Origin of the sequence: Nonomuraea sp. NPDC003709, assembly GCF_040610775.1 — a bacterium.
Classification (GTDB): Bacteria; Actinomycetota; Actinomycetes; order Streptosporangiales; family Streptosporangiaceae; genus Nonomuraea; species Nonomuraea angiospora_A.
Genome location: NZ_JBEXMW010000001.1, coordinates 896,878 through 921,180 on the forward strand (window position 1 = coordinate 896,878; position 24,303 = coordinate 921,180).

Annotated in this window: 23 protein-coding genes; 22 read left to right on the forward strand and 1 reads right to left on the reverse strand. The window is 69.1% G+C overall.

Features of this window, described 5'->3' with window-relative positions; all coding sequences use genetic code 11:
* Positions 1-28: 28 nt before the first annotated feature.
* Positions 29-1,525, reverse strand: a complete 1,497-nt coding sequence (locus tag ABZX61_RS04270) for a glycosyltransferase (RefSeq protein WP_350729999.1) — start codon at positions 1,523-1,525, stop codon at positions 29-31.
* A 158-nt stretch (positions 1,526-1,683) separates the two neighbouring features.
* On the opposite strand from ABZX61_RS04270, the gene thrC reads away from it, so the two are divergent.
* The 22 genes from thrC to atpD all read left to right on the forward strand — a co-directional run bounded on the left by thrC (position 1,684) and on the right by atpD (position 24,282).
* Positions 1,684-2,742, forward strand: a complete 1,059-nt coding sequence (thrC, locus tag ABZX61_RS04275) for a threonine synthase (RefSeq protein WP_350730001.1) — start codon at positions 1,684-1,686, stop codon at positions 2,740-2,742.
* Between the two features lie 12 nt (positions 2,743-2,754).
* On the forward strand, positions 2,755-3,681 hold the full coding sequence (thrB, locus tag ABZX61_RS04280) for a homoserine kinase (protein WP_355191401.1): 927 nt from the start codon (positions 2,755-2,757) through the stop codon (positions 3,679-3,681).
* A gap of 457 nt (positions 3,682-4,138) precedes the next feature.
* The gene (rho, locus tag ABZX61_RS04285) at positions 4,139-6,238 is read left to right on the forward strand and encodes a transcription termination factor Rho (RefSeq protein ID WP_355191403.1); all 2,100 of its coding nucleotides are present in this window, start codon (positions 4,139-4,141) and stop codon (positions 6,236-6,238) included.
* Positions 6,239-6,379: 141 nt separating this feature from the next.
* Positions 6,380-7,645, forward strand: a complete 1,266-nt coding sequence (locus ABZX61_RS04290) for a sensor domain-containing protein (protein ID WP_355191405.1) — start codon at positions 6,380-6,382, stop codon at positions 7,643-7,645.
* A gap of 10 nt (positions 7,646-7,655) precedes the next feature.
* Entirely contained in the window at positions 7,656-8,291 is a 636-nt protein-coding gene (locus tag ABZX61_RS04295; RefSeq protein WP_185071359.1) for a response regulator transcription factor, read from the forward strand.
* Positions 8,292-8,413: 122 nt separating this feature from the next.
* A complete protein-coding gene (gene rpmE, locus ABZX61_RS04300; protein WP_106248153.1) occupies positions 8,414-8,632 on the forward strand; it encodes a 50S ribosomal protein L31 in 219 nt (72 codons plus the stop codon).
* An 80-nt stretch (positions 8,633-8,712) separates the two neighbouring features.
* The gene (gene prfA / locus ABZX61_RS04305) at positions 8,713-9,765 is read left to right on the forward strand and encodes a peptide chain release factor 1 (RefSeq protein ID WP_350730007.1); all 1,053 of its coding nucleotides are present in this window, start codon (positions 8,713-8,715) and stop codon (positions 9,763-9,765) included.
* Positions 9,762-10,616, forward strand: a complete 855-nt coding sequence (gene prmC, locus ABZX61_RS04310; RefSeq protein ID WP_185071361.1) for a peptide chain release factor N(5)-glutamine methyltransferase — start codon at positions 9,762-9,764, stop codon at positions 10,614-10,616. The genes prfA and prmC overlap by 4 nt, the downstream gene beginning before the upstream one ends.
* A gap of 28 nt (positions 10,617-10,644) precedes the next feature.
* Entirely contained in the window at positions 10,645-11,292 is a 648-nt protein-coding gene (locus tag ABZX61_RS04315; RefSeq protein ID WP_355191410.1) for an L-threonylcarbamoyladenylate synthase, read from the forward strand.
* A 90-nt stretch (positions 11,293-11,382) separates the two neighbouring features.
* Entirely contained in the window at positions 11,383-13,398 is a 2,016-nt protein-coding gene (locus ABZX61_RS04320; RefSeq protein ID WP_355191411.1) for a hypothetical protein, read from the forward strand.
* Positions 13,398-13,772 carry a hypothetical protein gene (locus tag ABZX61_RS04325; RefSeq protein ID WP_350730010.1) on the forward strand — a complete coding sequence of 125 codons (375 nt, stop codon included), beginning with the start codon at positions 13,398-13,400 and terminating at the stop codon, positions 13,770-13,772. Before ABZX61_RS04320 ends, ABZX61_RS04325 begins: the two co-directional genes overlap by 1 nt.
* A gap of 473 nt (positions 13,773-14,245) precedes the next feature.
* Positions 14,246-15,511 carry a serine hydroxymethyltransferase gene (gene glyA / locus ABZX61_RS04330; protein ID WP_355191413.1) on the forward strand — a complete coding sequence of 422 codons (1,266 nt, stop codon included), beginning with the start codon at positions 14,246-14,248 and terminating at the stop codon, positions 15,509-15,511.
* Positions 15,512-15,568: 57 nt separating this feature from the next.
* Entirely contained in the window at positions 15,569-16,849 is a 1,281-nt protein-coding gene (locus ABZX61_RS04335; protein WP_350730014.1) for an MraY family glycosyltransferase, read from the forward strand.
* A 130-nt stretch (positions 16,850-16,979) separates the two neighbouring features.
* Positions 16,980-17,402, forward strand: a complete 423-nt coding sequence (locus ABZX61_RS04340; RefSeq protein WP_355191415.1) for a hypothetical protein — start codon at positions 16,980-16,982, stop codon at positions 17,400-17,402.
* Positions 17,403-17,469: 67 nt separating this feature from the next.
* Positions 17,470-17,685 (forward strand): AtpZ/AtpI family protein, encoded by a 216-nt coding sequence (locus ABZX61_RS04345; protein WP_350730017.1) that lies wholly within the window; start codon positions 17,470-17,472, stop codon positions 17,683-17,685.
* A gap of 73 nt (positions 17,686-17,758) precedes the next feature.
* Entirely contained in the window at positions 17,759-18,559 is an 801-nt protein-coding gene (gene atpB / locus ABZX61_RS04350) for a F0F1 ATP synthase subunit A (RefSeq protein ID WP_350730018.1), read from the forward strand.
* 71 nt (positions 18,560-18,630) lie between these two features.
* A complete protein-coding gene (atpE, locus tag ABZX61_RS04355; RefSeq protein ID WP_344876161.1) occupies positions 18,631-18,861 on the forward strand; it encodes an ATP synthase F0 subunit C in 231 nt (76 codons plus the stop codon).
* 34 nt (positions 18,862-18,895) lie between these two features.
* Positions 18,896-19,444, forward strand: a complete 549-nt coding sequence (locus ABZX61_RS04360; RefSeq protein ID WP_355191416.1) for a F0F1 ATP synthase subunit B — start codon at positions 18,896-18,898, stop codon at positions 19,442-19,444.
* Entirely contained in the window at positions 19,444-20,253 is an 810-nt protein-coding gene (locus ABZX61_RS04365) for a F0F1 ATP synthase subunit delta (RefSeq protein ID WP_355191418.1), read from the forward strand. The genes ABZX61_RS04360 and ABZX61_RS04365 overlap by 1 nt, the downstream gene beginning before the upstream one ends.
* Before the next feature lie 23 nt (positions 20,254-20,276).
* Positions 20,277-21,926 (forward strand): F0F1 ATP synthase subunit alpha, encoded by a 1,650-nt coding sequence (atpA, locus tag ABZX61_RS04370; RefSeq protein WP_355191420.1) that lies wholly within the window; start codon positions 20,277-20,279, stop codon positions 21,924-21,926.
* Positions 21,927-21,929: 3 nt separating this feature from the next.
* Positions 21,930-22,832: a F0F1 ATP synthase subunit gamma gene (locus ABZX61_RS04375; protein WP_350730025.1), complete on the forward strand. Its 903-nt coding sequence runs from the start codon at positions 21,930-21,932 to the stop codon at positions 22,830-22,832.
* A gap of 1 nt (position 22,833) precedes the next feature.
* Positions 22,834-24,282, forward strand: coding sequence for a F0F1 ATP synthase subunit beta (atpD, locus tag ABZX61_RS04380; RefSeq protein WP_355191421.1), 1,449 nt, complete (start codon positions 22,834-22,836; stop codon positions 24,280-24,282).
* Positions 24,283-24,303: the final 21 nt, after the last annotated feature.

Sequence of the window (24,303 nt, forward strand, 5' to 3'; positions counted from 1 at the left end):
CCCGCCCGCCCCTTCGCGTGCCCGGGGGTCAGCTGGGGCGGAGGGCGGACTTGAGGCGGCGCAGCAGCGTGTTCTCCGGCGGCACCGAGACGGTCACCGGGGCGGCGGCCGAAGTCGGGGCGGGGATGGTGACCGGTTCGGGTTGCGCGGGAGCCGGCACGGGCCAGTAACGGTCCGGCGGCTCGTGGCGTACCCCGTGGGTGGTGGCGATGAGGTCGTCCACGTCGGCGGTCCCCGGGTCGGCGAGCAGGACGGCGCGGCCGAGGGCGGAGGTGCGCTCCAGCCGGGCCGTGCGCCCGTCGGGCAGGTCGACGATCAGCACGCCGGTGAGGTCCTTCTGCACCGACTCGATCATGCGCTCCAGCGTCGCCCGGTGCAGCGGCACGTCGACCGGCCCCCGGTAGCGGAACGGCGTGGGCGCGGGCGTGGGGGCGGCCTCGTCGATCAGGCGGATGCGATCGTCGTGCGCGAACAGGTCACGCATCAGCCGCAGCTCGAAGCACGGGTCCGACAGGACGGACCGGCGCCCGGAGTTCAGCCGTGACCACGGCCCCACCAGCGTCACCACCACGTCCTGCAGCTTGCCGTCCAGCGCCGCCGCCACCGCCTGACGCACCACCGACTCGGAGGTGTCCGTGACGTCGAGCACGATCTCCACGTACGGCACCAGCCACCGCCGCCCCCGGTCCTTGCGCAGGTCCCTGCGCAGCGGGATCCGGTGCGCCAGGTACGGCTCCACGGCCCGCACGGCGCGTTCCCTGTCGCGGTGCTGCGCGGGCAGCCCCAGGTGCACGGCCTGCGCGTCCATGTCAGGGACGAACACCACGCCGTGCATGGCCAGCCGGTAGGAGAACTCGGTGTCCTCGCCCCGCGCCACGTTCGGGTCGAGACCGCCCACGGCGTGGAAGACCTCCCGGGGCAGGGCGAAGGTCGGCCCCGTGCACACGTGGTACGGGTTGCGGCTCTTGCGCAGCCCGTCGGTCTTGGCGATCGTCGCCTCGGTGGAGCTGGACACGGCCCCGGCCAGGTCGAACAGCTCTCCCAGGTGCCCCGCCCTGAAGACCTGGCGCGGCGTGACCGGCGGCGCGTCCACGAACTTCTTCATCCCGATCGTGACGAGATAGTCCGTCACGTGGTGCCAGCGGGCCAGGGCCTCGATGTGCTCGCGGCAGGCCACCATGTCGGCGTCGAGACGCTGGATGATCTCGCCGTCGGCGGCCTTGGCGCCGGTGTTGACGGCGTTGGAGATGCCCCAGCCGTCGCGCACCCGTACGACGCGGGTGTTGGCGGGCCGGATCTCGGGCAGCAGGATGGGAGGCTCGCTGCCGTCGTCGACGACGAGGACCTCCATGAGATGGTCCGGGTACGTCTGCGCCGCCAGCGCCGCGAGTGTCAGGTCGAGCCGGTCCTGCCCGCCGTGAGCGGGTATCACCACGCTCACGGAAAGGGCGGGTGACCAGGTGCCGAGCTCCGGCGCCGCGATCGGCGAATAGTCGTTCTGCGTCAAAGCAGGACGCGCGTCCATGGTGGTGACCCCCTGCCCCGAGACCTTATCGGGAGATGCTGAGAATTTCCTGAATAGTGCCCCTGTCCAATGGATGTGTCCGGCCGGTGGACGCGGATCCGCGGCGGCCTGCCGCACCCCGTACACTCTGTGCCCAACACCGCAGGTAGGGAGTCATCATGAGCAGGTCGTGGCGTGGCCTCATCGAGGAATACCGCGAGCGTCTTCCTGTCACTCCGAAGACGCCTGTCATCACGCTGCTCGAGGGTGGCACGCCGCTGGTCCCCGCGAACCGTCTGTCGGCGCTGACGGGGTGCGACGTCTACCTGAAGGTCGAGGGAGCCAACCCGACGGGCAGCTTCAAGGACCGCGGCATGACCATGGCCATCAGCAAGGCGGTCGAGGAGGGGGCCAAGGCGGTCATCTGCGCCTCCACCGGCAACACCTCGGCGTCGGCGGCGGCCTACGCCGTACGCGCCGGGCTGACCTGCGCCGTGCTGGTGCCACGGGGGAAGATCGCCATGGGCAAGCTGGCCCAGGCGCTCGTGCACGGCGCCACGCTGCTGCAGGTCGAGGGGTCGTTCGACGACTGTCTCGAGATGACCCGCAAGCTGTCGTCCAGCTACCCGATCGCGCTGGTCAACTCGGTCAACCCGTTCCGGCTGCAGGGCCAGAAGACGGCGGCGTTCGAGATCGTCGACACGCTGGGTGACGCCCCGGACATCCACTGCATCCCGGTGGGCAACGCGGGCAACATCTCGGCGTACTGGATGGGCTACCAGGAGTACGCGGCCGACGGGGTGTCGACCAAGCGGCCACGCATGTTCGGCTTCCAGGCCAGCGGGGCGGCGCCGATCGTCCAGGGCGCACCCGTGTCCCATCCGCACACGATCGCCACCGCCATCCGCATCGGCAACCCGGCCTCCTGGTCGCTGGCCACCGCGGCGCGCGACGAGTCGGGCGGCGTCATCCAGGCGGTGACCGACCGGCAGATCGCGGCGGCGTACAAGCTGCTGGCGCAGGAGGAGGGCGTGTTCGTGGAGCTGGCCTCGGCCGCCAGCGTCGCGGGGCTTCTCCAGGCCCACTCGCAGGGGCTCGTCGACCCGGGCCGGCGCATCGTCTGCACGGTCACCGGCAACGGGCTGAAGGACCCCGACTGGGCGATCTCGGGCGCGCCCGCGCCCGTCGTCATCCCCATCGACGTCCACGCCGCCGCGGCGGCGCTCAACCTCGCCTGACAGGGAGTTCATGTGCGGACCGTTGAGATTCGCGTGCCCGCCACCTCGGCGAACCTGGGTCCCGGGTTCGACGCGCTCGGGCTGGCGCTGAGCCTGTACGACGACGTCGAGGCCGCGCTCACCGACGAGGCCGGGGTTCGCGTCACCGTCGAGGGCGAGGGCGCGGGTGAGCTGGATCTCGGAGAAGGTCACCTGGTCGTCAAGGCGATGCGGGCCACCTTCGACCGCATGGGGATCACGCAGCCGAGCGGGATCCGCCTGCACTGCCGTAACAGGATTCCGCACGCGCGCGGGCTGGGATCCTCGTCGGCCGCCCTTTGCGCGGGCATCCTGGCGGCCCGCGCTTTGGCTGAGGGCGAACAACTTTCTGAGCGCGGGCGATTTTCGGACGACGACGTTTTCGCGCTGGCCACGGAGATCGAGGGCCATCCCGACAACGTGGCCCCCTGTCTGGCCGGCGGACTGACCGTGGCCTGGTACGACCACTCCGGGACGCCGCATATGGTGAAACTGGCTCCTGACGAGCGGATCCGCCCGGTCGTGGTCGTTCCTGTCACCCGGCTGGCCACGGAGACCGCACGAGGGCTGCTGCCGAAGGACGTGCCCCACAAGGACGCATCGTTCAACGCCGGCAGGGCTGCGCTGCTGATCGCGGCGCTGACCCGGCAACCGGAGCCCGGGCTGCTGCTCGCCGCCACCGAAGATCGACTCCATCAGCATTACCGCGCGCCTGCGATGCAGGACACCGCGAATCTGGTAGAACGTCTCCGTGCAGTGGGCGTGCCCGCCGTCGTTTCGGGAGCGGGTCCCACGGTCCTTGCGTTTTCGACATCGGATACGCAGGATTTGATCGCGCCAGAAGTGGGTAATGACTGGCACATCCAGCAAATGGACGTCGACCCGGTTGGTGCGAACGTTCAGTTCCCCGAGACACGCTGATGCCTCTTTAGACCTTCAGGGAATAGCCGTGTGCGCTGGTGATGTTAGGCTGGTAGCCGCACCAGATGCCCCCTTGGTGGGTGCGTGCTTGTCAGCCACACATCGCTGCATCATGTTTCACGTCGCGAGGCGTGAGCAGCGCGGCTGTCTCCCCGGACTCCGTTGCCTCCGGTTGGCCCACACCCGGTTGGCTCGAAACGAGGCGGCGACGACGGGGATCTGCGCGTTCGAATCACATCGACATCTGGTTGGCGACAGCAATCTGGGGGGTGTCAGCCACGCGCCACGGCCCTGTGGCGGCTTGGACGAGCCTCTCCCCAAGAGTGGCGGCCGTCCACAGCGACAGCCGAAGATCACAGCGTGCACCCCGACCCGGTCTGTCCCGCCGGATCGCAAGCACCTCCGGGACGCCCGGCAGAACGAAACCGGCGCCCGACCCCTGGGAAGGACCTTTTAGTTGAGCGACACCACCGAACTCCTCTCCGACGCATCAGGCGCAGAGCCGGCGTCCGGCGACACCCCCACCCGCGCACCGGCGAAGGCCACCCGTGCGCGTCGCTCCGGCACCGGCCTGTCCGCCAAGGTGCTGCCCGAGCTGCAGAAGATGGCAGCGGAGCTGGGCATCAGCGGGACCGGGCGCATGCGGAAGAGCCAGCTGATCGCGGCCATCCAGGAGAAGCAGGGTGGCGGTTCCGGCGAGGCGGCCTCGGCTCCCGCAGTGGCCACCGAGGCGCCCGCCGCCGCCGCGGCTGACGCCGCCCCGGCCGCCGAGCGGCCCACCCGTGCGCGCAGGGAACGTTCCCGCGCCAAGACCGCCGAGGAGCCCGCGGCCCAGCCCGTGGCGCAGCCGGCGGAGCCCGTCGCCGTGGCCCCCGAGCCCGTCGCGGCCGCCGCGCCGGCCGAGCCGGTCGCGGAGCCGCAGGCCCAGGTCGTGGAGAGCGGCCAGAGCGAGACGCGCGCCGAGCGCGGCGAGAGCCGTCGCGAGCGCCGCAGCCGCGGTGAGCGCCGCGAGCGGGGCGACCGCTCCGGCAGCGACCGCGGTGAGGGCGGTCGGGTCGAGAGCAGCCGCGACGGCGGCCGTGACAGCCGTGACAGCCGTGACGGCGGGCGCGACAGTGGCCGTGACCTCGGTCGTGACGGCGGGCGCGACAGTGGCCGTGACCTCGGCCGTGACGGCGGGCGCGACAGCGGTCGTGACCTCGGCCGCGACGGTGGACGTGACGGTGGACGTGACGGTGGCCGCGGCGAGCAGCGCGAGCGCGCCGCCGACGCGGGCCGGAGCGACCAGCGTGGCGACCAGCGCGGCGGTGGCAGCGACGACGACGATCGCGGGCGCGGTCGCCGGGGCCGCTTCAGGGAGCGCAACCGCGGCCGCGGCCGTGACCGCTTCGAGGGCAGCGAGCCCGTCGTCGGTGAAGACGACGTGCTCATCCCGATCGCCGGCATCCTCGACATCCTCGACAACTACGCGTTCGTCAGGACCAGCGGCTACCTGCCGGGCAGCAACGACGTCTACGTCTCGCTCGCCCAGATCCGCCGCAACGGCCTGCGCAAGGGCGACGTCATCACCGGCGCCGTCAGGCAGCCCCGCGACGGCGAGCGGCGCGAGAAGTTCAACGCCCTGGTCCGCCTCGACACCGTCAACGGCATGGACCCGGACCAGGCCCGCAACCGGCCTGACTTCAACAAGCTGACGCCGCTCTACCCGCAGGAGCGCCTGCGCCTCGAGACCGAGCCGAACATCCTCACCACGCGGATCATCGACCTCGTCTCGCCGATCGGCAAGGGCCAGCGCGGCCTCATCGTCTCGCCGCCCAAGGCCGGTAAGACGATGGTGCTGCAGTCCATCGCCAACGCGATCACCCGCAACAACCCCGAGTGCCACCTGATGGTCGTGCTCGTGGACGAGCGGCCCGAAGAGGTCACCGACATGCAGCGGTCGGTCAAGGGCGAGGTCATCCACTCGACCTTCGACCGTCCGGCCGAAGACCACACCACGGTCGCCGAGCTCGCCATCGAGCGGGCCAAGCGCCTGGTGGAGCTGGGCCACGACGTGGTCGTCCTGCTCGACTCGATCACCCGCCTCGGCCGCGCCTACAACCTGGCGGCCCCGGCGTCCGGGCGCATCCTGTCGGGTGGTGTCGACTCCACGGCGCTCTACCCGCCCAAGCGCTTCTTCGGCGCCGCCCGCAACATCGAGAACGGCGGCTCGCTGACGATCCTCGCCACGGCCCTGGTCGAGACCGGGTCCAAGATGGACGAGGTCATCTTCGAGGAGTTCAAGGGCACCGGCAACGCCGAGCTCAAGCTCAACCGCTCCCTGGCCGACAAGCGCATCTTCCCCGCGGTGGACGTGGACGCGTCCGGCACGCGTAAGGAAGAGATCCTCATGGGCAAGGACGAGCTCCAGATCGTCTGGAAGCTGCGCCGGGTGCTGCACGCGCTCGACATGCAGCAGGCGCTCGAGCTGCTCCTGGAGAAGATGAAGGAGACCAAGTCCAACGCGGAGTTCCTCCTGCAGGTCCAGAAGACCACGGTGAGCAACGACCGCGACTAGCGGCTCCCTGAGAGGGGCGGCATGGGGTTCGGCCCCGTGCCGCCCCTTTCGCGCGCCGGCTCGGTAGGTGGGGGTAGCCCTACCCCTACGCCGGTTGCCATCCGGATTCACGGCGGCCTCTCGCGCGTGCAGGCTGAAGGCATGCGATCAGCCGCGTTGAAGGATCGGGTGCCGTTCGGGGCCAAGGGGCCGCTGGGGGTCGTGGTGGACCCCATGACGTGGCGGGCGGCGCCGTACCTGCTGGTCACGGGGGTGACCGGGATCGGCTGGTTTGTCGCGCTGTCCGTCGCCGTGCCCACGTCGCTCACGCTCACCGTCGTCTGGGTCGGCGTGCCGCTGATGATGGCCACGGTGCTGATGTGGCGCGGCGGGGCGATGCTGGAGAGGCGGCTGATGTACGTGGCGTTCGGCGTGAAGATCGCCGACCCGTACCGGGCCAGGCCCGAACGCGGGCTGGGCGCGCATCTCCGCTGGCTGCTGGGGGACGCGGCCACCTGGCAGGACCTGGGTTACCTGCTGATGCTGCTCCCGCTCGGTCTGGTCGAGACCGCCGTGTCGGTCGTGCTGTGGTTCACGGCGGTGGTGCTGATCATCCAGCCCGTCCTGATGGCGCTGTGGGCGGTGGCGGACGTCTACACGGAGCTGACCATCGACAGCTGGCCGGGAGCCGTCGTCGCCATGGTCTTCGGGATGCTGGTGTTCGTGCTCGGGGCGTACCTCGTACGCGGGATGGCCTGGCTGCACGGGACGCTGGCGACGGTGCTGCTCGGCGGCAGCCAGGAGGAGCGGCTGAGAGCCAGCAGGGCCAGGGGGATCGACGCGGCCGAGGCGGAGCGGCGCCGGATCGAGCGCGACCTGCACGACGGCGCGCAGCAGCGGCTGCTGTCGGTGGCGGTGGACCTGGGGCGGGCGCAGTCGAAGTTCGACAGCGAGCCCGAGGAGGCCAGGATGCTCATCGCGCAGGCCCACGCGGGCACCAAGGCCGCCATCGCCGAGCTGCGCAACCTGGCCAGGGGGATCCACCCGGCCATCCTGAGCGACCGCGGCCTGGACGCGGCGCTGTCGGGGCTGGCCGCGCGGGCGCCCATCCGCGTGGACGTCTCCGTCGAGCTGCGGGAGCGGCCGCCCGCCGCGGTCGAGAGCATCGCGTACTTCATCGTGGCCGAGAGCCTGACCAACATGGCCAAGCACTCCGGCGCCACCGAGGCGTCGGTGACGGTGCTCAGGGACCATCGAGGCGTGGTCGTGGACGTCTGGGACGACGGCATCGGCGGGGCCGTCGTCTGCCCGGGCGGCGGCCTGTCGGGGCTGGCCGACCGGGCGGCCACCATCGACGGCGTGCTCGTCCTGCACAGCCCCGTGGGCGGGCCCACTCTCGTGCGTGCGGAGCTGCCCTGCGAGTGGTAATCATGTGGCCATGCGCGTGGTCATCGCCGAGGACTCCGTACTCCTGCGCGAGGGGCTCGCGCGCCTGCTCGCCGACGGCGGCATCGAGACCGTCGCGGCCGTCTCCGACGGGCCCGCGCTGGTGTCCGCGGTCCTGGAGCACGAGCCCGACCTGGCCATCGTCGACGTACGCATGCCGCCGACGCACACCGACGAGGGCCTGCGGGCGGCGCTGCAGGTGCGCGTGGCCAGGCCGGACTTCCCGATCCTGGTCCTGTCGCAGTACGTCGAGGAGCGCTATGCCGGCGACCTCATCGGCAGGGCCGTCGGCTACCTGCTGAAGGAGCGGGTGGCGGACGTGGCCGAGTTCCTGGAGACGGTGCGGCAGGTGGCGGCGGGCGGCACGGTCATCGATCCCGAGGTCGTCGTGCAGCTGCTGAGCCGCCAGCGCCGGGGCGCCCCGCTCGACTCGTTGTCCCCCCGCGAGCGCGAGGTGCTGGCCCTGATGGCCGAGGGCCGCTCCAACACCGCCATCGCCGCCCGGCTGGTCGTCACGGAAGGCGCGGTGGAGAAGCATATTTCCGGTATCTTCGCCAAGCTGGCCCTGGGGCCAGCGCCCGAGGATCATCGCCGTGTGCTGGCCGTACTCACCTATCTGGGGCGCTGACGGGAATGCGCGATGGCCTGGGATGGTTGGACGATCTGGCACACTGGTAGCTGACCATTTAGCGGTTCCGGTTCACGCCGTGCGTGAAGGCGACCCGGCGGCCGCACCCCGAAAGGACAGCGATGAAGCGCGACATCCACCCTGACTACAACGTGACGCAGGTGAGCTGCTCCTGCGGTAACACGTTCACCACCCGTAGCACCGCCAAGAACGGCGTCATCCACGCCGACGTGTGCTCGGCCTGCCACCCGTTCTACACGGGCAAGCAGAAGATCCTCGACACCGGCGGCCGGGTGGCCCGCTTCGAGAAGCGCTTCGGCAAGAAGGCCACGGGCAAGTAGCTTCACCGACGCCGGCCCGGACGCACGCCCGTGCGCTGGGCCGGCGTTGCTGGTGTAAGCCCCAAGACTAAGGACACACGGTGAACCTCGACGAGTTGCTCAAGGAGTATTCCGAGCTGGAGTTGCAGCTCGCCGATCCCGCCGTGCACGCTGACCAGAACAAGGCCCGCACCCTCGGCAGGCGTTATTCGCAGCTCACGCCGATCGTCACGACGTACCGCGAGCTCGACTCGACGCGCGACGACCTGACCGCCGCCAAGGAGCTGGCCGGTGAGGACGAGGCGTTCGCGGCCGAGGCGGTCGAGCTGGAGGAGCGCATCCCCCAGCTCGAGGAGAAGCTCAGGCACCTGCTCATCCCGCGCGATCCCAATGATGACAAGGACATCATCATGGAGATCAAGGCGGGCGAGGGCGGCGAGGAGTCCGCGCTGTTCGCGGGCGACCTGCTGCGGATGTACCTGAGATACGCCGAGCGGCTCGGCTGGAAGACCGAGGTCATCGACAGCCAGCCCTCCGACCTGGGCGGCTACAAGGACGTCACGGTCGGCATCAAGGCCAAGGGCGACGAGGGCGTGTGGTCCAGGCTCAAGTACGAGGGCGGCGTCCACCGCGTGCAGCGGGTGCCCGTCACCGAGTCGCAGGGCCGCATCCACACCAGCGCCGCGGGCGTGCTCGTCTACCCCGAGGCCGAGGACGTCGACGTCCAGATCGACCCCAACGACCTGCGCATCGACGTCTACCGCTCCAGCGGCCCCGGCGGCCAGAGCGTCAACACCACCGACTCGGCGGTCCGCATCACCCACCTGCCCACCGGCGTGGTCGTCTCGTGCCAGAACGAGAAGAGCCAGCTCCAGAACAAGGAGTCGGCCCTGCGCATCCTGCGTGCCCGGCTGCTGGTCATCGCGCAGGAGCAGGCCGAGGCCGCCGCGCAGGCCGAGCGCAAGTCGCAGGTCCGCACGGTCGACCGCTCCGAGCGCGTACGCACCTACAACTTCCCGGAAAACCGCATTTCCGACCACCGGGTCGGCTTCAAGGCGTATAACCTCGACCAGGTTCTCGACGGTGAGCTCAACGCCGTCACCCAGGCCCTCATCGACGCCGAGTTGGCGGAGAAGCTCGCACAACACTCATGACATTTCTGCTGGACGAGATCGCCCTCGCCACCGCCCGGCTGGCCGAGGCAGGTGTTCCCTCACCGCGCACCGACGCTGAGGAGATCGCGGCGTTCGTCCACGGCGTGCGCAGGAGCGAGCTCCACACGGTCAAGGACTCCGACTTCGACGCGCTGTTCTGGGAGGGCGTGGCCAGGCGCGAGGCCCGCGAGCCGCTGCAGCACATCACCGGCCACGCCTACTTCCGCTACCTCGAGCTGTCGGTCGGGCCCGGCGTGTTCGTGCCGCGGCCCGAGACCGAGGTGGTGGCGGGCTGGGCCATCGAGACGCTGCGCGCGATGGACGTGACCGCCCCGCTCGTCGTCGATCTCGGCACCGGCTCGGGCGCGATCGCGCTGTCGATCGCCCAGGAGGTGGCCTTGGCCGAGGTCCACGCCGTGGAGGTCGACCCCGGGGCGTACACGTGGGCCAAGCGCAACATCTCCGAGCTCGGCCAGGGCCGCACCCACCTGCACCCCGAAGACCTGGCCGAGGCGCTGCCCGAGCTCAACGGCAAGGTCGACCTGGTCATCTCCAACCCGCCCTACATCCCGCCAGGCGCGATCCCGCGCGACCCCGAGGTGCGCGACTACGATCCCACCAGGGCGCTGTACGGCTCCGGCGAGGACGGGCTCGGCGAGGTGCGCGCGGTCGAACGCACGGCCCGCCGCCTGCTGCGGCCCGGCGGCTGGGTGGTCGTCGAGCACGCCGACCAGCAGGGCAGGGCGGTCTATCTGACGTTCCCCGAGGACAACGGCTGGCGCGACGTGCGCCTTCGCCAGGACCTCACCAGAAGGGACCGCTTCGTCACGGCCCGGCTGGGCCAGGACTAGGATCCATGCGAGCGAGGTGACAGGACCGATGGCCAGACGCTTTGACTGCTCCGACCTGGAGCAGCGGACCGTGGGCGTGATGGAGGCCGCGGCCGCCGTGCGGCGCGGCGAGCTCGTGGTGCTGCCGACCGACACCGTCTACGGCATCGGCGCCGACGCGTTCACGCCGGCGGCGGTCACGGCACTGCTCGACGCCAAGGGCCGGGGCCGCGAGATGCCGCCGCCCGTGCTCGTGGGCACCGTCAGAGCCGCCACAGCGCTCATAGACGACCTCGGGCCGTACGGGCAGGACCTGATAGACGCCTTCTGGCCCGGGCCGCTCACGCTCGTCTGCAAGGCCAACAGGGCCCTTTCCTGGGACCTGGGGGAGACCAAGGGGACGGTGGCCGTCCGCATGCCGCTCCACCCGGTCGCGCTCGACCTGCTCAAGGAGACCGGGCCCATGGCCGTCTCCAGCGCCAACCGCTCCGGCGCCCCCGCCGCCACCACGGCGGAGGAGGCCCAGGAGCAGCTCGGCGACTCGATCGAGGTCTATCTCGACGGCGGCAAGACCACCGACAACACGCCCTCCACCATCATCGACCTCACCACCGCCGTGCCCCGGCTGCTGCGGCGCGGGGCGATCCCGGTGGAGAAGCTGCGCGGCATCATCGGATACGTCGCCACCGACGACTGACGCCATACCGTCTGCTTATCCCGGCTGCGATCGCGCTCCGGCCGACACTACGGTGAGGCCCGGAGCGGCGATTACGTCCGGGAGTGGCCCATGGGCAAGTTCGACGGCATGGATCCCAAGCTGGTCCGTGACCTGCTGACCGAGGTGAAACACGCGGCCACGCAGATGCGTACGGTCGAGGACCAGGTCAGGGCCGCCATGCGCCGCGCCGGGCTGTCCGCCCAGACCACCCACCGCCCGGCGCAGGTCGCGGACGCCGTCGACGGGATGGTCAAGGACGTCAACGTCCGGCTCGGGGTGCTGGAGAAGCGCGTCGAACCGCCCCGGATGGGGGCGGGGGCTACTGAGGACGACGATCCCAAGCAGGTGCGGGGGGATCGGGACAAGTACGACAACCCACGCGCCGACGAGCCTCCGTCGAAGGACGACGACGCGAAGTCGGATTCGGACGGCAAGACGGGTGCCGATGGGAAGTCGGACTCGGACGGCAAGACTGGTGCCGATGGCAAGTCGGATTCCGATGGAAAGACGGGTGCTGACGGGAAGTCGGACTCGGACGGCAAGACGGGTGCTGACGGGAAGTCGGACTCGGACGGCAAGACCGGTGCCGATGGCAAGTCGGATTCCGATGGAAAGACGGGTGCCGATGGGAAGTCGGACTCGGACGGCAAGACGGGTGCTGACGGCAAGACGGATTCCGACGGGAAGTCGGACTCCGATGCCGATGGGAAAACATGCGATGGTGCCAAGGACACTGGGACCGGCCAGGACACCGGAGGCGACGGTAAGACCGGCGATCAGCCCGTAGACCAGCCCAAGGACGACGATGTGGGCAGCAGGCGCGACCGCGGCGCCGAGGCGGACGGCGGTGCGGTCAACACTCCGGCCAAGGACCAGCAGGACCCGACCAAGCCGCACATCGTGGAAGTGGACGGCGTAAAGGTCCTGCAGATACCCATCGACCCGCCCACGGCCGAGCAGTTGGAAGACCTCCTCGAGAACGCCGACAAGGTGCAACCGGCGGACATGCCGAAGGTTTCCGCCGACAGCACCACCGCCGCGAACGTCAATGCCTGGGCGAACGACGGCAGCGACGTGGTCTCCGTCAACACCAATCCGCCCAACCTGGATGCGCTGAAGACGGTGGTGGGACACCACCGGGAAATTCCGCCACTGGACATGCCGGGATTAGCGGACACCTCCGGGTACGACACCACCCCCACGGACGGCACCAACGCTACGGACGGCACCAACGCCACGGACGGCACTGCTCCCACTGCAGGCGCGAACGACGCCTGCACCTCTGGTGGCACGGACACCACACCCGGCGGCGCAGACACCCCCCGTGGCACGGACACCACACCCGGCGGCGCAGACACCCCCCGTGGCACGGACACCACACCCGGCGGCACGGACGCCAGGCATGGCGGCACGGATACGACGCCTGGCGGCACGGACAACAGGCACGGCGGCTCGCACACCACGCCTGGAGGCACGGACACCACACCGGGCGCCAAGGACACGATGCCGGGCGCCAAGGACACGACGCCGGATCAGCCCTCAGGCGGTGACGCGGGTCAGCGGACGGGCGGTGACCAGCCGACGGGTGACCGAGGGACCGGCGACCAAAGCCGAGGAACGGGCGACCAGGGAACCTACGGCCAGGGCGGCCAGGGCGGCCAGGGCGGCCAGGGCGGCCAGGGTGGTCAAGGGGCGGGGGAGCAGGGAGGGCTGGGGAAAGGCGATAGCCCGGCGACCGGTGATCAGGGGACGCGGGGCCAAGGGGCGCCCGTCGCGATCCCGCCGACCAATCCCTCGGTCCAGGTGCAGATCGCATACGGGACGGAAGCCGCTTCCCCCGCCGCATCCGACATCAACGTTTGGGCGAACGACGGCAGCGACGTCGTCTCCGTGGACGTCTCCCCGCCCAGCCTGGACGCCCTGCGAACGGTCATGGAGCACCACCGCGAGATCCAGCCCCTCGACATGCCCTCCGTAGAGGTTCCGCCCGGCGAGTACGGCAAGGGCGAGTGGGCGCCCAGGGACATCCGGCCCGACGGCCCGCCCGGCGACATCGACCCCGGTACGCCGGAAAGGAGCGCGTGATGTACGTCGACCCGCCGGCGCCCAGGCCCAGGGAGCGCGACGAGACCCCGCCCGCCTCCCCCTCAGGAGCCCTGGACAGCCCTCAGAGGGCCTGGGAGTTCAACCCCGACTACCAGCGCCTCGTCCTGGCCTGGAACACCGTCCTGCCCCAGCTGGAGACGCTCAGAACGGCGCTGGACAAGGCGTACGGCCTGGCCAAGAGCCCTCAGACGTGGGACGCGCCGGTGGGCGAGCGTTATGTCCAGGACATCCGCGAATGGCGCACCAGGCTGGCCGTCTACCGCCACTCCGTGCTGACCGCCATCAGCGACGAGGCGGCGGACACGCCCAGGTGGATCCCCACGACGGCCAACGCGCCGCATGCGTTCCAGTAGCCCGCCGCCCGGCTGAGGTCCTTTCGAGAGGGGAGGGCTCGGGAAATGCCCGGGAGGTCCCTTGAGGGGAAGCGGCCCGCCGTGCCCTTTGCGGGAACGGCCGAGCGTCCCCTTTGGGGGAAGCGGCTCAGAGTGCTGCTCGAGGGGGCAGAGGAGAAGGCCGCTTGTGGCGCAGTGGCGCGAACCCGCTTGAGGGGCAGCAGGGAAAAGTGCGGCGTGAGGGGTCGTTTCAAACGAGCGCGGGCCGGGGGAGCGACTTGAGGGCGCGGGCTGAGGAAAGAGCTTGGGCGGCAGGCTGAGGAAGGTTTTGGTGCCGCGGCCTGAGGGAGCAGCTTTTGGGGCGCCGGGCTGAGGGAGCCGCTTTAGGGGAGCGGGCTGCGGGAGCGGCTTGCGGGGCGGCTCGGCGGGTTGCCGGTGGGGAGGGGGAGGGGGCGTGTCTGGGAGAAACGGACATTAGGTCGTACAGTGGGGAAATGGGTGGGGAACCCTATTACGGTCCCGACTTCGGGTTGCTGCAGAGGCAGGACCCGGAGCTCGCACAGGTGCTGCTTGACGAGCTGGAGCGAGTGCGCGGCGGGATTCAGCTGATCGCGAGTGAGAACTTCACCTCGCCCGCCGTCCTCGCCGCCCTCGGTTCCACCCTCACCAACAAGTACGCCGAGGGCTACCCCGGACGGCGCTACTACGGCGGGTGCGAGGTGGTGGACCGGGCCGAACGGCTGGCGATCGAGCGGGCGCGCGAGCTGTTCGGGGCGGAGCACGCCAACGTGCAGCCCCATTCAGGCGCCTCCGCGAACCTGGCCGCCTACGCCGCGCTCCTGCAACCCGGCGACACCATGCTGGCCATGGCGCTCTCGCACGGCGGCCATCTCACCCACGGCTCCAAGGTGAATTTCTCGGGAAGATGGTTCGACGTCGTGTCGTACGGCGTTCGGCGTGACACCGAACTCATCGACTACGACGAAGTCCGGGATCTGGCCCTGCGGCATCAGCCGAAGCTCATCGTGTGCGGCGCCACGGCGTACCCCAGGCTGATCGACTTCTCGGTCTTCCGCGGCATCGCGGACGAGGTGGGCGCGTGGCTGATGGCCGACGTGGCGCACCCGATCGGGTTGATGGCCGGCGGCGCGATCCCGTCGGCGGTGCCGTACGCGGACGTCGTGACGTTCACCACTCACAAGGCGCTGCGCGGGCCGCGCGGCGGGGCCATCCTGTGCACGGAGGAGCTGGCCGGGAAGATCGACCGGGCGGTGTTCCCGTTCATCCAGGGCGGGCCGTTGATGCACGTGGTGGCGGCCAAGGCGGTGGCGTTCGCGGAGGCGATGCGCCCGGAGTTCGCCGATTACACCAGGCAGGTGGTCGCGAACGCGCGGGCGCTGACGGAGGCGCTGGCCGGGCAGGGGATGCGGCCCGTGTCCGGCGGTACGGACACCCATCTGGCGCTGATCGACCTGCGGGATCTCAACGTGTCGGGCGCCGAGGCCGAGCGCAGGTGCGCGGCGGCCGGCATCACGCTCAACCGGAACGTGATCCCGTACGATCCCGAACCCCCGTCGATCACGTCGGGGATCCGCGTCGGCACGCCGTGCGTGACCACCCAGGGCATGGGGCCCCAGGAATTGAAGGAGGTCGGGACGTTGGTGACCCGGGCGGTGCGACATCCGGCCGACGCTGGGGAGGTTCGGGAGAGAATCTCGGCGCTTCTGGCCATCCATCAGCCATATCTCAGCGAATATTAAGCTGGTCTGTGTCGTTTTCCGGTCCCAGTGGGCCGGAGGATCCGGGAAACTAGGTCCGTGCGCGAATACCTGTTCATGGCGCTCATCGCCGCGGCGGTGACCTATCTGCTGGTCCCGTTGGTGCGCCGCTTCGCCATCCGCATCGGCGCCATGCCGGAGATTCGCGATCGCGACGTGCACACCACGCCGACGCCCAGGCTGGGCGGCCTGGCCATGTACGGCGGCCTGGTCGTGGGGCTGCTGCTGGCCGGTCAGCTGACCCATTCGGGCGAGGCCCTGGCCGGTACGGGCGCCAATCCGGTGCCCGCGCTGATCATCGCGGGCGGGCTCATCACGTTCACCGGGTTCCTCGACGACTGGTGGGGGATGGACGCCCTCATCAAGCTCGCCGGCCAGATCGCGGCGGCCGGGGTGCTGGTCTTCTTCGACATGCGGCTGACCTCGATCCCGCTGCCGGAGAGCTGGGGCGGCTCGACCAGCCTCGACTACACGCTCAGCACGATCATCACCATCCTGGTCGTGGTCGTGACGATCAACGCGGTCAACTTCGTCGACGGGCTCGACGGCCTGGCCGCCGGGATCGTGTGCATCGCGGGCATGGCCACCTGGGCCTACTCGATCATCATCAGCCAGGACATCACCGGCAGCAACATCACCGCGACGGCCGCCATCGCCGCCGTCCTCATCGGCGCCTGCCTGGGCTTCCTGCCGCACAACTTCCACCCGGCGAAAATCTTCATGGGCGACACGGGCGCCATGCTGATCGGGCTCGTGCTCGCATCCTCCATCGTCACGGTGACGCCGGTGGACACGTCGGCCATCGTGGAGATGAACAAGTTCCCCGTGCTGCTGCCGCTGCTCGTCCCCGCGGCGGTGCTGGTGCTGCCGCTCATCGACCTGATCACCGCCGTCGTGCGGCGCACGTCGCAGGGCCTGTCGCCGTTCGCGCCCGACCGCGGTCACCTGCACCACCGGCTGATGGACATCGGCCACTCGCATCGGCGTTCGGTGCTCATCATGTACGCCTGGACGTTCCTGTTCTCGTTCGGCATCGTCGGCATGTCCAGGGTCGGCGTGCCCGTCCTGCTCTTCCCCGCGGTCATCGTGCTCGCCCTGGCCGTCCTGGTGCTGATGGCCCTGCCGCGCTGGCGGGGCAGGGGCGGGGCGCACGCGGCGCCACGCGACGACAACCCCGACGACGACGGGCCTCCCACGGGGCCGATGCCGCCGATCCTGCCCGAGGACCCCCAGGTCAGGAGACAGGCGCCGCCTTCGGACGGCGCTCGCGCGAGCGCTGAGGGTAAACCGGTCATTCCTGCCTTTCCGAGCCGTTCTTGATCGCGAACTAGAAACGGCAGGTAAAAGCGGTCTTCCGTGAGCTTGTGATATCTTTCACGAGCAGGGACTCCAGACCCACCGGTTCTGGAGGTAGCAAACGCTCGCTTGATAACTTGTTGATGGAGCACCGATGCAGGCCAACGACGTGCGCGTACTCAAGAGCGCCGCGATTCCGACCTTCGCGGTTGGGGTGGTCGCCGTGGCTGTGTCGCTCCTGACGATTGGCGGCAAGGGAGCGCTGGGCGCCGCGATCGGCACCTTGCTCGTCGGGGTTTTCTTCAGCATCAGCGTGGTAGCGGTGTCCTATGCCGCTCGCGTCTCCCCCCAGATGATGGCGATCGCGGCGATGGTCAGCTACCTCGTCAAGGTCGTCGCCATCATGGTGGTGCTGGCCTCGTTCCGCGACACCACGGCCTGGAACACCCAGGCGTTCGCCTGGACCGTCGTGGTCTGCACCCTTGTCTGGACCGGCTTCGAAGTACGTGCCTTCATGAAGACCAAGATCCTCTATGTCGACCCCGAAGCCGGGGTCCCGGGGAAGGGCGATTCATGACGGCAGGTAAAACGGGCGGGGTCCGATATGACTAGTCCGCTACTTGCCTGCTATCGTCAAGGCCGCGATGAGCGCACAGGAACGCCGACCCGAAAAGGACGGTCGCGACTTCGCCGACGCCATGTGGTCAGTCCCGAGCTACTTGATCGCCGGGATGGCTATCTATGGAGGCGCCGGCTGGTTGCTGGACCGGTGGTTGGACATGTCCGCGTTCTTCCCCATAGGCATCGTCCTGGGGCTGGTGCTCGGTGGCTACCTGGCATACCGGAAGTTCGGTCGCTAGCCCATACGGCAGTAGATCGCTTCGCTGAGGAAAACCCTTGTGATCCACACTACGACGTTGAAGGGAACGCCGCGTGATTGCGCTGACGGTCCTCGCTCCTCCTGAAGACCAGTTCCGGGCCCCAACGCCTGACGAGCTGTTCAACTCCTTTACCCCGATCATTCCCGGGGTCGACTGGTTCACCAAGCCGGTTCTCCTCGCCATCCTCAGCGCGGTCCTGGTGATCGGCTTCTGCTGGGCCGCCTTCGCCAACCCCAAGATCGTCCCGAGGGGTGTGCAGAACGTCGCCGAGTACGGCTACATGTTCGTCCGCGACCAGGTCGCCCGGCCCTTCCTGGGCAAGGACGCCGACCGGTGGATGGGCCTGCTGCTGACGCTGTTCTTCCTGGTCTTCATCTGGAACATCATGGGCGTCATCCCGATTCTCCAGTTCCCGGTGGCCTCGCACATCGCGTTCCCGATCGTCCTCGCGGGCTCGATCTACGTGCTCAAGGTCTACCTGGGCATGAAGCACCAGGGCCCGATCGGCTACTTCAAGAACCTGATGTTCCCGCCGGGACTGCCCAAGCCGATCTACCTGCTGCTCTCGCCGATCGAGTTCCTGTCGAACCTGATCATCGCGCCGTTCACGCACGCGGTCCGACTCTTCGCGAACATGTTCGCCGGTCACATGCTGCTGGCGTTCTTCAGCATGGTCGGCTTCTGGTTCCTGTTCGAGAAGCTGACGCCGCTCGGCGCCGGGGTGGGCGTGATCGGCGTGGTCATGACCATCATCTTCACGGCCTTCGAGATGTTCATCCAGTTCCTGCAGGCGTTCCTCTTCGCGATGCTGGCCTCGATGTACATCGGCGGCTCCCTGCACGCAGAGCACTGAGATCCACGTACCGGAATATCCATGACCGGTGAGACTCCGCTTCACCGGCCGTCCAGTAAAGGAATACAGCAATGAGCGTTCTCGCTGAGGTCTCCGGCAACGTCACCGCCATCGGTTACGGTCTCGCCGCCATCGGCCCCGGCATCGGCGTCGGCATCATCTTCGGTCAGGGCGTGCAGGCCATCGCGCGCCAGCCCGAGGCTTACGGCCTGATTCGCCAGAACATGCTCCTCGGCTTCGTTCTCACCGAGGCCCTCGCCCTGCTCGGTCTGGTCGCGCCGTTCATCTTCGCGAACATCTAAGGCCAGAAGAAACCCCTGACGAAAGGCTGCAACCATGACTAAGGCAGCTACGCTCCTCGCGGCGGAAGAGGGCGCTAACCCGCTCATTCCGCACACTTTCGAGCTCGTCGTCGGCATCTTCTCGTTCCTCGTCGTCCTCGTCGTCGTCGGCAAGATCCTCGTCCCGCGTATCCAGAAGACGCTGGGCGAGCGCGCCGACGCCATCGAGGGTGGCATCAAGAGAGCCGAGGAGGCCCAGGCCGAGGCGCAGGCCCTGCAGCAGCAGTACCGCGACCAGCTGGCCGAGGCCAGGCACGAGGCGGCCCGGCTGCGCGAGGAAGCTCGCGAGCAGGCCGCGCAGATCAAGGCCGAGCTCCGTGAGGAGGCGCAGGCCGAGGCCCGCCGTCTCGTCGAGGCCGCGCACGCGCAGATCGAGGCGGACCGCCAGGCGGCCTTCGCCCAGCTCCGCACCGAGATCGGCCGTCTGTCGACCGATCTGGCCGGCCGCATCGTCGGCGAGTCCCTCGAGGACGAGGTCCGGCAGAGCCGCATCGTCGACCGGTTCCTCGACGAGCTCGAGTCCACGCCGCAGGCGGTGCGCTAATGCGAGGTCTGAGCAGGACGTCGCTGGCAGAGGTCGAGGAGCGGTTCAACGCGGTGGCCGGCAGTGCCGACCTCGGGACGCTCTCCGACGAGCTGTTCGCGATCGCGGATCTGCTCGACCGCGAACACGGCCTGCGCCGGGCGCTGTCCGACCCGGCCAGGCCCGGCGAGCAGAAGGCGGCCACCGTGCGCGCGCTGCTCGCGGGCAAGGTCAGCGAGGCCGCGATCGCCACGACCGAGGCCGCGGTCTCGGTCCGGTGGTCGCGGGCCGGTGACCTGGCCGACGCGATCGAGCGGCTCGGCGTCGTCGCCGCGGCCGCGGAGGCGGAGAGCCAGTCCAGGCTCGACGACGTGGAGGACGAGCTCTTCCGCTTCGGCCGCATCGTCGCCGCCAACCCCGACCTGCGTCGCGCGCTCGCCGACCAGGCCGCGCCGGAGGCGGGCAAGGCGCAGCTGCTCGGCGACCTGATCGGCAGGAAGGTCGCTCCGACCAGCCTGCGCCTGCTCAAGCAGGTCGCAGTGCATCCGCGTGGGCGTAGCCTGGAGTCGGGCCTGGAGGAGTTCATCCAGCTCGTGGCCCAGCAGCGCCAGCGCCTCGTGGCGGTGGTACGTAGCGCGGTCGAGCTGACCGAGGCGCAGAAGCAGCGCCTCACGGCGTGGTTGAGCGCCTCCTACGGCCGTGACGTGCACCTGAACGTCGAGGTGGACAAGCGAGTGCTCGGTGGGTTCTCGGTCCGCATCGGCGACGAGATCATCGACACCACCATTGTGGGACGAATCGAAGAAGTCCGCCGCCGGTTGGCCGGCTAGGCGAATAGGGAGACAGAGTAGAGATGGCGGAGCTTACGATCCGGCCGGACGAGATCCGGGACGCGCTTGAGCGCTTCGTCCAGGCGTACGAACCGGAAGGCGCCGCGCGCGAGGAGATCGGGACCGTCGTCGACGCCGGCGACGGCATTGCCCATGTCTCCGGCCTTCCCTCGGCGATGGCGAACGAACTGCTCGAGTTCGAGGACGGCACGCGCGGCCTGGCGCTTAACCTCGACACCCGCGAGATCGGTGTCGTTATCCTGGGCGACTTCAGCAAGATCGAGGAAGGCCAGACGGTCCGCCGGACGGGCGAGGTCCTGTCCGTGCCCGTCGGCGACAACTTCCTCGGCCGCGTGGTCGACCCCCTGGGCATCCCGCTCGACGGCAAGGGCGCCATCGAGGCCGAGGCCGTTCGCGCCCTCGAGCTTCAGGCCCCCACCGTCGTCCAGCGGCAGCCTGTGAAGGAGTCGCTGGCGACCGGCATCAAGGCGATCGACGCCATGACCGCGATCGGCCGTGGTCAGCGCCAGCTGATCATCGGTGACCGTGGCACCGGCAAGACCGCGATCGCCGTCGACACCATCCTCAACCAGCGCGAAAACTGGGCCTCCGGTGACCCCACCAAGCAGGTCCGCTGCGTCTACGTCGCGGTCGGCCAGAAGGGCTCGACCATCGCGCAGGTGCGCGCTCGGCTGGAGGAGGCCGGCGCGATGGAGTACACCACCATCGTCGCCGCTCCCGCCTCCGACCCCGCTGGTTACAAGTACATCGCGCCCTACGCCGGCTCGGCGATCGGTCAGCACTGGATGTACCAGGGCAAGCACGTCCTGATCGTCTTCGACGACCTGACCAAGCAGGCGGACGCGTACCGCGCCGTCTCCCTGCTGCTGCGCCGCCCGCCGGGCCGTGAGGCATTCCCCGGCGACGTCTTCTACCTCCACTCCCGTCTGCTGGAGCGCTGCGCCAAGCTCTCCGACGACATGGGTGCCGGCTCCATGACCGGCCTGCCGGTCATCGAGACCAAGGGCAACGACGTCTCGGCGTTCATCCCGACCAACGTCATCTCCATCACCGACGGCCAGGTCTTCCTCGAGACCGACCTGTTCAACGCCGGTGTGCGGCCCGCCATCAACGTCGGCGTCTCGGTCTCCCGAGTCGGCGGCTCCGCGCAGGCCAAGGCCATGCGCAAGGTCGCGGGTACGCTGCGTCTGTCGCTGTCGCAGTACCGTGACCTGGAGGCCTTCGCGGCCTTCGCCTCCGACCTGGACGCCGCGTCCAAGGCTCAGCTGGAGCGCGGTCAGCGGCTGGTCGAGCTGCTCAAGCAGCCCCAGTACAGCCCGTTCTCGCTGGAGCGCGAGGTGGCCTCGATCTGGGCGGGCACCACGGGCGAGCTGGACGACGTGCCGATCGAGGACGTCCGTCGCTTCGAGTCGGAGTTCCTGGACTTCATCCAGGCCTCGCACAAGGGCATCTTCGACACCATCCGTGAGACCAGGGACCTGTCCGACGACACGGTGACCGCTCTGAAGGACGCTGTCACGGACTTCAAGAAGAGCTTCACCACCTCTTCGGGTGAGCTGCTGGTCAAGGACGAGCCGGTGGCGCCCCTGGGCGCCGAAGAGGTCGGCCAGGAGAAGATCAAGAAGGTCGTCCGTCCGGCGGAGAAGAAGTAGGACATGGGTGCCCAGCTAAGGCTGCTGCGGCGGCGGATCAGCTCGGTCAAGTCGACCGCGAAGATCACGCGCGCCCAGGAGCTCATCGCCTCCTCGCGGATCGTGAAGGCGCAGCTGCGGATGCAGGCGGCGCTGCCGTACGAGCGTGAGATCACTCGCGCCGTCACCGGCGTCGTCAGCAACGCGGCCAGCGTCGACCATCCGCTGACCGTGGCGAAGGAGAACCCCACCAAGGCGGGCGTCCTCATCGTCACCAGCGACAGCGGTTTCTGCGGCGGCTTCAACGCCAACGTGCTGCGCGAGGCCGAGGCCCTGCGCGGGCTGCTGGAGACCCGCGGCCTGACCGTGGTCCCGTTCGTCACCGGGCGCAAGGGTGTCACCTGGCACTCCTTCCGCGGCCGCGACATGGGCGGGCAGTGGGTCGGCTTCTCCAGGAACCCGTCCTACACCGACGCCAAGGGGATCGCGCAGACGCTGATCGACTCGTTCAAGGACGAGAACGGGATCGACGAGATCCACATCGTCTCGACCGAGTTCGTCTCGATGCTGACCCAGAACGTCGTGGTCAAGCGTGTTCTGCCGCTGGAGGTCGAGGAGACCGAGGCGACGGAGACGACCGCGATCCCGCCGTACTTCGAGTTCGAGCCGACCGCTGCCGACGTGCTGGAGTCGCTCCTGCCACGTTACGTGGAGTCGCGCATCTTCACGGCGTTGCTGCAGTCCGCGGCCTCCGAGGAGGCCGCGCGGCGGCGCGCGATGAAGTCCGCGACAGACAACGCCAACGAGCTGATGCGGGTGCTCACCCAGCAGATGAACCAGGCTCGCCAGGCCGAGATCACCCAGGAAATCAGCGAGATCGTCGGTGGCGCCAACGCGCTCGCTGACGCCGCAGCGGGGAAAGAGTGAAATGACTGCAGAGGCTGTTGAAACTGTAGAGGCCGCGGCGGCCGGCACAGGCCGCGTGGCACGTGTCACCGGCGCCGTCGTCGACGTGGAGTTCCCCGTCGAGGCGATGCCGGAGATCTATAACGCGCTCAAGGTCGAGGTGACCCTCGGCGAGGACACCAAGACCCTGACCCTGGAGGTCGCCCAGCACCTGGGTGACAACCTGGTCCGGACCATCTCGATGCAGCCGACCGACGGCCTGGTCCGCGGCCAGGCGGTGCAGGACACCGGCGCCCCGATCTCGGTGCCGGTCGGCGACGTCGTCAAGGGCCACGTGTGGAACGCGCTGGGCGAGACGCTCGACGTGCCGACCGCGTCGCTCAAGATCGAGGAGCGGTGGGGCATCCACCGTCCGTCGCCGCCGTTCGACCAGCTCGAGTCCCGTACCGAGCTGCTCGTCACGGGCATCAAGGTCATCGACCTGCTCACCCCGTACGTGCAGGGTGGGAAGATCGGTCTGTTCGGCGGCGCCGGCGTGGGCAAGACCGTTCTGATCCAGGAGATGATCCGCCGCGTCGCCCGTAACTTCGGTGGCACCTCGTGCTTCGCCGGTGTCGGCGAGCGCACCCGTGAGGGCAACGACCTCTGGCTGGAGATGGAGGAGGCGGACGTCCTCAAGGACACCGCGCTCGTCTTCGGTCAGATGGACGAGCCGCCGGGCACCCGTCTGCGGGTCGCCCTGTCGGCGCTGACCATGGCGGAGTACTTCCGCGACGTGCAGAAGCAGGACGTGCTGCTCTTCATCGACAACATCTTCCGCTTCACGCAGGCCGGTTCCGAGGTCTCCACGCTCCTCGGCCGTATGCCGTCCGCCGTGGGTTACCAGCCCACGCTGGCCGACGAGATGGGTGTGCTCCAGGAGCGCATCACCTCGACGCGCGGTCACTCGATCACCTCCATGCAGGCGATCTACGTGCCCGCGGACGACATCACCGACCCGGCCCCGCACAACGCGTTCGCGCACCTCGACGCGCAGACCGTTCTCTCGCGGCCGATCTCGGAGAAGGGCATCTACCCCGCGGTGGACCCGCTCGACTCCACCTCCCGGATCCTCGACCCGCAGATCGTGGGCGAGGAGCACTACCGGGTGGCCCAGGAGACCAAGCGGATCCTGCAGAAGTACCGCGAGCTCCAGGACATCATCGCGATCCTCGGTATCGACGAGCTGTCCGAGGAGGACAAGGTCACCGTCCAGCGGGCCCGCCGCATCGAGCGCTTCCTGTCGCACCCGATGTACGCGGCCGAGGCCTTCACCGGCCAGCCGGGCGAGACCGTTCCGCTGGACGAGACCATCGCCTCCTTCAAGGGCCTGTGCGCGGGTGAGTACGACCACCTGCCCGAGCAGGCGTTCTTCATGGTCGGTGGCATCGAGCAGGCCGTGGCCAAGGCCAAGGAACTCGAGCGTAGTTAATCGCCCTGCAGCGGGTCGTCT